Origin of the sequence: Microvenator marinus, assembly GCF_007993755.1 — a bacterium.
Taxonomy (GTDB): domain Bacteria; phylum Myxococcota_A; class Bradymonadia; order Bradymonadales; family Bradymonadaceae; genus Allomicrovenator; species Allomicrovenator marinus.
In genome coordinates this window covers 3324793-3336331 of sequence record NZ_CP042467.1, presented here as the reverse complement: position 1 = coordinate 3336331, position 11539 = coordinate 3324793, and the positions used below count along the sequence as shown (strand labels likewise).

Genomic DNA, 11539 nt, shown 5'->3' with positions numbered 1-11539 from the left:
TGTTTGAACCTTGATGCTAGGCGTCAGTGCGCCGAAATTCGGCCATGAGTGTATGATCGTCGGTGATGATCGCGTCAAGGCCATCTTTTGCGAGCCAGTGGGCTCGGTCGAGGTCGTTGAGGGTCCACGTATTGACGGACCAGCCGCGCGCGTGTGCGCGCTCAATCATATCTGGCGAGATGAGGGACCAGTGCGGATGGATGGCTTTGATGCCGGCGAGCTTGAGTGCTGGTGCGGGCCATCCGGTATGCAATGCAAGCGGGCCTTCAGGCGCAAAGAGGAACCCGAGTGGGATTCCAGGTTTGATTCGGGAGAATCTGGCGAGCTCCACCGGATTGAAGCTCGAGACGATGTAGTTCCTGGGAACCTCCGCCAAGACCTGTGCCGTGGCCGCGGTGGGGGTGTCTCGCGCGATTTTGGGTGCCTTGATTTCCACGTTGATCAGAAAGTCGTCGCCGGGCAGTAGTTCTAGAACTTCGCGTAGAGTCGGCACTCCCATCCGTTCAGGGTCGGCATCAAAACGCTCGGGGTTGATCGGCACGATACGCGCTAAATCCTCCGCTTTCATCTCCTGAACGCGAGCCCCTATGCCGTAGAGCCGCTCAAGGTTGTCATCATGAAAGACGACCGGAATCCCATCGAGCGAGAGTTGCACGTCGAGCTCAACGCCGTCATGGACGGTCTGCACCGCAAACTCAAAAGCCGCGAGCGTATTCTCTAAAGCGAGTCTATTGGCACCACGATGCGCGAGGAATCTCATGGTGCAGCCACGGCCTTCTTAGGTGGAGGAGGCAGGTGTGGATCGTCGTCGTAATTGTAGACGTCGGCAAGGAAATTCGCGCGCCCGTTATCGTCTACACGCACCGTGTAGTACTCCACAAAGACCGGGATTTGCCGCTCCAAGAAGACGGGCAGGTACTCACCGGTTTCGAGGATTTTGGGGATATTGTTTTTCTCGTAGAGATTATCGCGTCTCAGGAGCCATTCGGAGAAACCGAGAGGATCTTGGAGTCGCATACAACCGTGTGAATAGGCGCGAATATCGTTTCCGAATAGCGCGCGCGCGTTCGTGTCGTGAAGGTAGACGTCATAGTAGTTCGGGAAGATGATCTTCACGAAACCAAGCGCATTGTGGGCGCCAGGGGTCATGCGCACGTACTCCCAAGACTTTCCGGGGTACATCACCTCGTAATTATTCTCGGCGTACCAGCCCGGGACATTCTCGGGATCGGTAGTGCTGACATCGATTTCACCCGTTTCAGGGTTGTAGTACGGAAGCCCCGCGAGCGGGTCTGAGCTGGGCGCCGCTGCGTCAGGCGAAAGCGGGCCAAAACCTTGCGTCGGCTGTTGAGAGGGTTGTTGAGCAGGCTGGGCTTGCACGGGCGGTCGGCCCACCAGCGTGTCGTTAGCTGGCTGTGCCTGGCCCGTACCCAAGGAGTTGGTCAGAGTTTGCTCGGTCGGTGCCAGAGGAGAAATCCTCGGCGCCATGGCTTGCTGAGCGGCCTTTTCCTTGATCTTATCGTACTTCGCCTGAACGTACTTTTTGACCTTAGGAAGGATCTCTTCCTTCCGGATTCTAGGCGTCACGTTCCAATACGGATTGTAGATGGCGCGGTCGATATACGCGGCGAGCGGCACCGGGGTACGGTTGGCGTTTTGGCACTCTTTGGTCTCGGGATCGCACACGCGGTCGTTATTTCCGACAACCACTCGGTGGCGCCTCGCGAGCTCCTGGTTCTCCCAGATCTCCGCGTGGAAATCTGCGACGTTGATGAAGACGTAGACCTCGTCCTCTTCGTGCCGAATATTTGTGTCTCTCCAGCGCTGAACATTGAGCCGGATTTGCTCGAGACGGCGCTCAGCGGGCACGTTCAAGCTCTTCCAGAACATCGTGTGGGGCTTACCCGTGACCGGCATCTGGTGTGTCTCTTGATAGGCCTTGATCGCCTCTTCGAGATCCGCGTCATAGACGTCGTTAATCGCCTTGTTCTCCGGGAAATACCCTTCGATCTTGAGCCGCTCTTTGAGGGCCTTAGCGGTGTCGGATTTAGAACCGGGTTTGAGGTTCTTTACGGCCTTAACTTCAGGCCAACCGCCGGCCTTCACAATGCCGCGATAGCGTTTGTACTCCTTCAAGAGAGGGCGGTACTGCGGCTGCTGTGGCTCGAGGCTTTTGACGTGCGCGGCTGGGTCGTCATCCGAAGTGATGACCACGTTCAGCGTGTTTCGAATCTCGCGATGGGTATACGCCACGGGCTCGTGCGCCGCTTCAGCCACGGCTGCTGCACGCCTCCAGATCTGGCCCGCAAGATACGGCGCTTTGTCTTTGTCCGGGCGGCTCTTCTTGATCTCAGGGTCGTTGTAGTAATCGTCTTCGCGCGGGTGGATGAAGATCTTCCTCGCCTGGAAATGCTTCATCTCATGCGAGTATCTAGCCAGGGCGCTCGCGAGGAGATACTCGACCTTCGAGCTCGACTTGGCGATCTTCTTACCGAGCTCTTCGTGCTCTTTCATCGCCTTCTTAAGGCGCTCACCCTGCGGCGAGTCCAGGAGCTCCTGTGTGAGCTTCTCATGGCTCTCAGGGCCTACCACGAACTCATCTGTGGGCTGTTCGGCCACCCACTGCACCAACGGGGCTAGCTCTTCTTGCGTTGGCGCAAGGCTTTCGTGTTCGCCGCCCGTGTGCTTCTTGAGCTCCTCCATCGCAGCTGAGATCTCGGCGAGCGGGTAGTTTCGAGGGTCGAGCACGTGGTCCTCGATCTCCTGAATCGCACCCCAAATCGCTTCGCCGCGCGGCGTAAGTTCGCCGTGAACAACAAGCCGAGGCTTGTACTCGAGCTCTTCGTAAATCTCTTTGACGAACTGATCGTATGGCGGTTTATCACGCGTGGTTTTGGCCTTCTCGCGCTCCGCTGCAGCCTCGATCACCGCCTTCAGATCAGCCTGGATCGAGGCCCCTTCAGTGCGATCACTCAACGTCTGTTCAAGACTTGGTGCCCACTCGGTGACAAAGGTCTGGGCGACCTCAGGCCCTACCGGTGGGGCAGGCTTCTCGCACGCTGCTAGTGCCAGAGAAAAGCCGGCTGCCCAAAGGAGTGTGCGAAAGGTGTTCTTTTTAAAGCTCATCGTTTTGTCCGCTCAAACATCGCCAAACAAGGTACACGTCCGCGAGTCATGGTCAAGCAATGGTGGAACAAAGCGTATGGAAAATAGATTCCATGAGCTGGTCGGTTGAGGCTACACGTGTTTGATGTCGGTGGTTTCTTCATCCTCGAAATGGACCGCGATATAGCCCTGCAGCTCGCGTATTTCGGACTCGAAGCCCCCCGACAAAATCGGGAATCGACACCACGACTTCGGATCGAGGTTCTCGTCGTCCACATGGAAGCTCGGGGCGTAGCGCTCCCGTTTCCACTGGTTTCGGCACCAGAGTCGGAAGAAACGCTCGATGTAGATCCCGAGCTGTCGCGGCGTGTATTCAGGGTGGCCCGGCTGGATCATCTCGAAGATCTGAATCGGTGACTTCTTATCGCGGATCGCAAGCCTCTCGATGAGGTCGAGTAATTCGTAAGGCATGAGATCGCCTTCGTCAGTTTGCTCGGCGCCTTTGGGGCGAAGCTCAGCGGTCGGAACCTGTGCTGTGACCGACTGGAGCGCGGGGATCGAGTGATGACCCATAGGCCCCATGGTCTCGAGCCACCGCAGCCAACGCCTCAAGAAGGCCTTGTCGATTCCCCCGATCGGCGAGAGCCCGCCGCAGGTATCTCCGTCCATGGTGGCGTACCCGACGGCAGCTTCGGAGCGGTTGCTCGTGGCCAGCAATAGCGCGGACTTCATGTTGGCGAGCATCCAGATTCCGGGGCCTCGCACGCGGGCTTGGATATTCTGGAGGGCGAGGTCGTCGGTCTCCCAGGTCAAGGCGCGGCCGAGGGCGCGGGAGATCATGCCGGTGTAATTCTGCACGAATTCGTCTACGTCCAACTCGTGGAACTCGGCGTTGAGCCCTTCAGCCAGGAGCTTTGCGGCGTTCTTGGTCACGTCGCCGCTATTTCGCGTGGACTGGTAGGCGCAGGTCAAGAGGCGTTTGACCATATCGTCTGGGGTCCGGCAATCCTTGAGCTCCGGCATGTGCGGGAGTTTTTCTCGAAAACCATCGAGTCCGAGCTCTTTGACCCCGAGCCAGACCATGAGCGCACAAAGTGCCGCCACCGCGGAGCTGTCGGCGCCGCCTGAGAGCGAGACGACAAAGCCTCGGGAACGGCTTTTGCGCATATAGTCGAAGAGCGCGAGCGAGACGGCGCGGCAAAACTCTTCTTCTTTGAGCTGTGGGCTTTGTTCCCACGGTGAGGACTCGTCGAAGATCGGCTCGGGCCGTTGCACCGGGAACGTGAAGTCGCACGCGACGCAGTCGTGGCGGACCTCGTCGATCATCGGGATGAAGCTCACCGTGCGGATGCGATCGAGGCGTGTTTGGTCCACGTCCACAACGCAGGTGGTGATGTGGAAATCGTCGAACGAGAGGCGCGGGCCGGTCGCGAGCAATTTTCCGGCAGCTGCGATCATGGCGCCGCCGTCGTAGATGATTCGGCCGGCATCGTTACCGAGAAGGTTCGAGTACACATAGGTCACGCCGAACGCGCGCGAGCCCTCGATCACGAACCGCCGTCGGACGCCGAGCTTTTGGAACGCGAAGTGCGACGCGCTCGGGTTCAAGATGATGTCCACGCCCTTTTGCGAGAGGTCGCTTCCTGGGCGGCGTGCTACCCACGCATCCTCGCATATTTCAAAGCCTATCCGAATGCCACCGCAGTCAAAGTATAGGTCTCCGATTGGGTATTCGACGCCGTTTCTCTGGAGCGAAGAGCGCCTGTCGGGTGGCCATGCTTTGAACCATCGAGGTTCGTAGTGGATGCCGTCTCCGGCCAAGGATTGTTTGGCCACGAAGCCCAAGATCCGGCCGTCTGCAACGAGGCATGCCGCGTTGTAGAGCCCGTTGTTGACCACGACAGGCATCCCGAAACTCACCACCATGCCGGCGGTCTCGGGTGCGAGCTCCTCCAGCACTTTCCAGGCGCGCTCGTGGGTGTTGGGTGAGTGAAACTCGTCCTCGCAGCCGTACCCTGTGATGCAGAGCTCGGGTAGGCAGAGCACGCTCACGCCTTCGCTACGTGCGGCTTCGATGGCGTCACGAATATTCTTGGTATTATGCGCCCAATCGAGAGGAGTCTGATTAAGTACCGCGGCAGCAACTTTGACCAATTTCATAAGTTCCTCTTTAGTCGACCAGCGTAGGCAAGGTCATCAAGTGAAGTAGCGCATCGCTCGGAAGCATCTCGCCACTAACGATGAGATGGCAGACTTCCAGGATGTGGAGCGCAAGTTTCTTATCTTCACGCAGCGCGCCAAGGGATTCGACGAGCTCGAGCAAGTCATCACCGCGCGAGCCGTACGACTTCGAGATCTTCTTTCGGTCCAGGGAGTTTAGCCGCATGACTTCGGCCCCAAGCTGAAAGTCGTCACTTCCCGAATCTCCGATATCCATGAAGAGGTTTCCAGAACCGGCGAGCCCAAACGTGGTGCGTTCACGGCCGTGTTTGTGGACCACAAAGCGCCCCATTTCCGCGAGCCCACGTGAAAAAAGCGTGGCCATTATGCTGTGGCCGAGGTGCAGCTCGCTTGCCACCCCGCACGCCATGGCGATCACGCGGCAGTACGCAGCAGCGAGCTCAGCGCCGACGATATCGTCGCTCTTGTAGAGTCGGAACATCTGGCTCACGAGCGCACTTTCTACCACCTCGTGAATCTCCGGGAAGGTGCTCGCGCAGACGCCGCTACCGGGCAGGCCGTTCCCCACGTCGCTCAGGCGCATGGGGCCTGTGAGAAACCCGAATCGGTGGGTCGGCGTTTCCTCCCTCAAGATTTGCGAGACGGTCTTCAAGGTGTCGCGCTCTAAGTTTCGGCTCAGGTGGACAATCGCGTGACGCCCTGTCACCACATCACCAAGCCGCCGGGCCACTTCGCGCACTTCCGCGATAGGTAGCGAGAAGAAAATCAGCGGTGTTTTCGCAAGCTCATTGAGCTCCACGACCTTGACGCCTTTGGGGAGCGCGGATTTCTTGCGCTTGTCGTGGTTCCAGACCTGGAGCTCAACGTCGGTGTACTGAAAGAGGCTCACGAGCGCATCAAAACGGTCGCCGTGGCCAACGAGACTAACTCTTTGCATAACGACTCCTTAGCTTGTGATTGCGCGTTTGATGAGTTCTTGGGTATCGATCCCAAACGACGAGGCGCGATTGGCGTAGAAGAGGAGGAGCTCCACCTTGTTGATCCGGACTCCCGAGGGCACATAATCGATGGCGGCCGGGATATGATACATGGTCAGGCTGAGGATTCCCTGGTCTACGATATCGTCGAGCGGCAGGTCGAGATTGCTCGAGAGGTGGACCTTGCCGCGCTCCCTCAAGACTTTGAACTCCGAGACCAATTCACCCACAGCAGCGCGGATTTCGTGCCACGGAATGGTTTCCTCAAAGTTCATCCGCACGAGCTGGTAGACGTCGAGCTTTGGAAACCTCGCACGAAGAAGTTCAAAGAGCGCGAGACCCACAACTGATGCGGGTAAGAGCACGGTGTTTCGCTGGAAAGAATCGGCGATTTTGGTGCCCGTATAACGCGTGTATTCGCGGTCGCGAGTGGCGTCCTCGACGATCTCACCGGTCTTCACCGAGCGTACAAATTCTGCCGGATCGATGAGGCGGCCGCGGTCATCGAGGCTCTCACCATCTAGCCCAACGGCGTTTCCGAAAACATCCATCGGCTCGCCGAAGCGGATCACGGTGGTGGCGCTCATCTTGACCGTGTTCAGAACGAATCGAATCACGGTCGAGATCTGATTGAATTCGTCGTTCTCAAGGAGGTACTGAGCGCCCCCTTCACGGCGTAAATGCTCTTTGATCAGCGATTCCGCCTCGAGCACGAGGTTGTAATTGATAGTCGCCGGACAGACGTAAATGCGCTGGTCTTTACCGGCTTGTAGGTTCTTGGTGTAAGCGGTGACGCTCGTCCCGAGCAGCCCGAGCTTGAGCTTCTTTTCCACGATATTTGAGCGGCATCGTGTCCCGCCGGGGAAGAAGAGGCTGTGGTAGCCGCGCTCGAGCAGAACTTGTGAATAGGCCTTGAGCACGTGCTTGTAGAGGTCGTGCTGGATACGCCGGTCAACCTTGTAGGCGCCAAGGTTGTGCATAAAGAAGCTGGTCAGTGGGTTGGTAAAGAGGTTCTTGCCGGCGCCGTAGGTCACAGGCGGCAGGCCGCTATTTTCCAAGGCCCAACCGAAGACGATGGAGTCCATGTTCGAGCTGTGGGTCGGCACCACCACGAGGGTGCCTCGACGGGCGAGCTTTCTGAGGTGCTCGACATTACCCTCGACGACTACGCGTTCCTCGAGGTCGCGCAGGTGTTTGACCGCTTCTCCGACCTCCGAGATGCCCGGGATCTGGCGCAGATCCTGAGTCTTAAAGAGGAAGCTAAGGCCGACAGGGAGCACATTATTGGCGAACTTGAAGACCTTGGGGTCGAACTTTCCGGCGGTGTCTTCGGTGTAGACGTGAACGAGCTCTTTGAGCACGTCTCGTTTTTCATCCTCGGTCATCTCGCGCAGGTTTCTGGCCATTTGGCGCCACCAACCACGCGAGCGGATTTCGTCGCCCGGACCCGAGTTTGAGCGCAGGCGCTCGCTTTCCTGGAATGCGATTTCGTTGAGGACGAACTCGAGCGCGGCTTTAGGGTGACGCCGCGAGTTCAAGAGCACATCGTTATAAACTCGACGTGTGACCTCCTCGATCAGGAAGGAGCGCTCGTGGTTAAATCGAAAGAGCGGTGCATCACGCATCATCGCCTCGTTGAAGGTAGTTCCAAAGGAGCCTGAAGGTACTGATTCATCAGTGCTTGCGCAACTAGAGTACGCGCGAGGTCAGCGACTTTGGCAATTCGTCTGCGCGCTCACCGAACCAGAGTTCTCGCGCCCCAGATTGTGACGCCCGCTGAAGTGCTTGAATTCGGCGTCCGGGCTCCGAATCGGGCCCAAATCCGTGGGCATCAATGATGACTCGGCTGGACTTGAGCTCTCGGTTCGCGCTCTGGCCGCGTGCAAGATTCAGGAATCCGCGCTCAACCCAGACCATGGCATCCAGATAAGGGTCGGTTTGCGTCAGCTCTGGCAAGCGCTCAACAGCCTCATCGAGCTTTCCGGTGCGCCGAAAGAACTCTGCGCGTTGTAAATTCAAGAAGGAGCGGTACCGGTTTGGGCCTAGTGCTGGGTGATCAAAAGCCTGTTCGGCCCTCAAATAGTAGTTGTCCGCACGTTGGAGGTTTCCGAGCATAAACTCCACGCGAGCCTGCAACATCGCGCAATAGGCGCGGATGTCGAAGAATGGTGAGAACCCTGTAATGGTCTCGACCTCGCGTAGATTATCGTGGGCCTCTTGGTTTCGATCTGCGCGATGGTATTGATTGGCCAGGTTCCAGAGCGTAGTGCACAAGGCGCGGTTGTCTCCGTCTCGGCGCAGCTCGGCGACCAACTTCTCGAACGCCTCAATGGCCTCTTTGGTATTTCCGATGTCGCCAGCGAGCACGGCAAAGGCCGAGAGGTACTCGCGGTAGGACCTTGGTGATCTGCGAAGGGTTTCGTCGTCGAGGTCATCGAGCAGGCTTCGTGCTTCGCGAAACTTGCCTTGTTCGCTGCGGTAGAGAGATAGCTCGATGAGGGCTTCTGCATGGTCCTCAACGAGGCCATGCGCCTTGGCGAAATCGATCAATTGTAGGACTGCGTTTTCCCAATGCGCCATGTCGCGCGCAGTGTTTGCTACGGCGCGCTCCGCCCTCAGCACAAACGCGTGAGCCCTGGGGTCTTGAGATTCTAGAGCTGCGGCGTAGGCGAGAACCAATAGCTTTGTTTGTTTCTCTAGGTCGTCCTCATGGCGAGTTGCGTACGACAGAACTTTTGCCAGAATACTTGGGTCTCCATACGCCTCAGCCTTGGCCGTGAGGTCGTCTGAGATGCGTTCGAAAAAGTGACTTCGGTCCGAGAAATGTTGGCCCAAGTAGTCGAGAACTTTGTTCCAAAACTCTTCGTCCGTGGCCTCGGTGCATATGATCCAACGGCAAAAATGGTTGTAGGATTCGATATTACTGCCACTTCGGATGGCTTGCATGCACGCGAGATAATGGTAGGGCGCTGCGCGCTCCTTGAGGCCACCCATTTCGAGGTGATGGGCTAGCGCGAATGGACTGGTGTCTGTGCGTTTGGAGCGAGCCTCAAGTAGCTCACCGATAGCGCGGTGCTTTCGCTCTTTTTCCTCGTCGCTCAGGGTCTTGTAGGTGGCGTCCGCGAGTTTGAGGTGTCTGAATCTCAGGCGCGTATCGTGCCAGGTCAAGATGCTTTTTTCCAGGAGTTCTTGGATGGGATCAAAAGTCTCGAGGAGGTCGCGCAAGAGCGATGGTTCAAAGACACTGCCGATACACGCACACCATTGAAGGGCGTCTAGTAACTCGGCCGAGAGCGGCGCCAGCTGTGACTCTAGGAGCGCTTCAACTCGGTTGGACGTTGTGAGGTTATCACCAAAGGTCAAAAGTCGGTCGGAGGCTACGTGCCACCTTCCGGCCGCATCGCGCCGCAACACGTTCTCCTGCATGGCTACCCTTGCGATCTCAGCCAAGAAGAACGGGTTGCCATCACATTGGGACATCGCGAAGTCCACGTAGATATCGTCGATCGTGGAGACGCCGGTCATGGATGCGATGATTTCCTTGATATTTGCGCGGCTGAGACGCTCGAGGTGGATTTCGTCATCACAAGCGATTGGGGCGCGAATAGTTTCGGTATCGCGAACGAGTAGAATAATTCCGAGACCTGCGATCGGGTCCGTGATCAGCGATTCCACAAGGGTTGCTGACCATGGGTCGAGCTCGTGGGCATCGTCGAGCACGAAGATCTGGGGCGAGCCGCGGTCAATCACTTCAGCGAAGTTTCCGCGCACACGTTGCAGATCCTCCCAGCCCACGACCCTGGTGCCGTCGACAACCGAATCCCACCATTCCACCTGACGGTGCATGATGGCGAGCGCGCGGTTCGGATTCTCGCTCATCAGAGTCCGCCAGATCGGGATCAGGGCGCCAAACGAAATCTGGCCGTTCTTGTCGCCGTTGCCGAAATGAAAGTGCACGCTTTGGCCAAGCGCCTGGACCACCTCGTGAACCAGCCGTGTTTTTCCGATTCCACCTTCTCCTGTGATCTTGATACCGAGTGGGTGACCATCGACGAAGCGTTGGATGCGCTCGAGCAACTCGTTGTACTCATCATCTCGACCCACAAAGGCGGGCGTGTAGATATAGTGCGGCGCGGGGTAGTTCGGGGCCGGCAGCTTGAGGATTTTCCTGAGGCGATCGTCCACATCGATCGCGTATCCAAGCCGGTCTTGCGGGCTCTTCTGAAGGAGCTGAGTGATCAACTCATCGAGCGCAGCAGGCACTGACGGATTGAGCGCACGCGCCGAAGGTGGTGCTGAAAAGGCGTGGTGCTGCAGGACTTTGAGCACGATCGGATCGTCAAATGGCACGCGTCCAGTGACCATCTCGAACATGATGCAGCCGAGAGAGTAGAGGTCTGATCGGGCGTCCACGGGGCGGCTCATCGCCTGTTCTGGTGAGAGATAAGCTGGGGTTCCGGATGCTCGAAGGGAGCGCGTGAGCTTCTCGCGACCAAGCGACCCCGACGAAAGCATCGAGATCCCGAAATCCACAAGCACCGCCTCTCCCGTGGGCCTGAAGAGGATGTTTTCGGGTTTCAAATCGCGATGAACAATGCCGTGGGCGTGAAGCTCACTAAGCGCCGAGCAGATATCGGTGACGGCCTTCAGCCGCTGACTCCACACCTCGGGCGGCGGCACATTGGTGCTCGGGAGCTCGACGATTTCAGTCTCGGGGACCAGGAGCGTGGGGAGTTCTTCGACGATCATCTCTGTGTCGAGCTCGTCGGAGTTATTCGTGGAGAGATGCCCAAAGATGCGGGTGGGATCGGATTCGGTCAGCGCCTTTCCGGGACCGCGAGTCAGCCTGTGCCTGAGCGATTCGGAGCCCACAAACTCCATGGCGTACCAGGGGTTTTCATCCCAGAGTTCGTGCTCCAAGATCCGCACAACATGGGCGTGGTCTATCTCTGCAATAAGCCGAACCTCTCGGCGAAGCCCGTCGAGAATCGGTCCGGCATCCACCGTCACGTGCTTGATCGCCACGCGTTGCCCCGTGATCGGGTCCTCGCCCAAATCCACAACACCCATACCACCTTCACCCAACCTCCTCAGGATTCGGTAAGGTCCCACTTTCTCTTTGGTCTTTATGGACATCGATGTCGTAGAGTTGAGTCAAATGCGAGTGTAGCAACTTACGCCAGAAAGTGAACCGATCGAATTTTGAGCTTTTGTGTTACTTTTTTATTGAAGAGCGTTTGAGAATGCTCTATACGATGCGTCCTTCGTCGCTAGTT

General features: G+C 57.6%; 6 protein-coding genes. All 6 read right to left on the bottom strand.

Going from position 1 to position 11539, the window contains the following annotated elements; translation table 11 throughout:
* Positions 1–16: 16 nt before the first annotated feature.
* Positions 17–760 carry a glycerophosphodiester phosphodiesterase gene (locus tag FRD01_RS13720; RefSeq protein WP_146960543.1) on the bottom strand — a complete coding sequence of 248 codons (744 nt, stop codon included), beginning with the start codon at positions 758–760 and terminating at the stop codon, positions 17–19.
* Complete coding sequence (locus tag FRD01_RS13715) at positions 757–3126, bottom strand: L,D-transpeptidase family protein (RefSeq protein WP_146960542.1); 2370 nt, start codon at positions 3124–3126, stop codon at positions 757–759. The genes FRD01_RS13720 and FRD01_RS13715 overlap by 4 nt, the downstream gene beginning before the upstream one ends.
* A gap of 111 nt (positions 3127–3237) precedes the next feature.
* Positions 3238–5265 carry an NAD(+) synthase gene (gene nadE / locus FRD01_RS13710; protein ID WP_146960540.1) on the bottom strand — a complete coding sequence of 676 codons (2028 nt, stop codon included), beginning with the start codon at positions 5263–5265 and terminating at the stop codon, positions 3238–3240.
* A 10-nt stretch (positions 5266–5275) separates the two neighbouring features.
* Positions 5276–6223, bottom strand: coding sequence for a hypothetical protein (locus FRD01_RS13705; protein WP_146960538.1), 948 nt, complete (start codon positions 6221–6223; stop codon positions 5276–5278).
* A gap of 9 nt (positions 6224–6232) precedes the next feature.
* Positions 6233–7888, bottom strand: coding sequence for a 1-acyl-sn-glycerol-3-phosphate acyltransferase (locus FRD01_RS13700; RefSeq protein ID WP_249755620.1), 1656 nt, complete (start codon positions 7886–7888; stop codon positions 6233–6235).
* Between the two features lie 64 nt (positions 7889–7952).
* Positions 7953–11399 carry a serine/threonine-protein kinase gene (locus tag FRD01_RS13695; protein ID WP_146960535.1) on the bottom strand — a complete coding sequence of 1149 codons (3447 nt, stop codon included), beginning with the start codon at positions 11397–11399 and terminating at the stop codon, positions 7953–7955.
* Positions 11400–11539 lie beyond the last annotated feature (140 nt).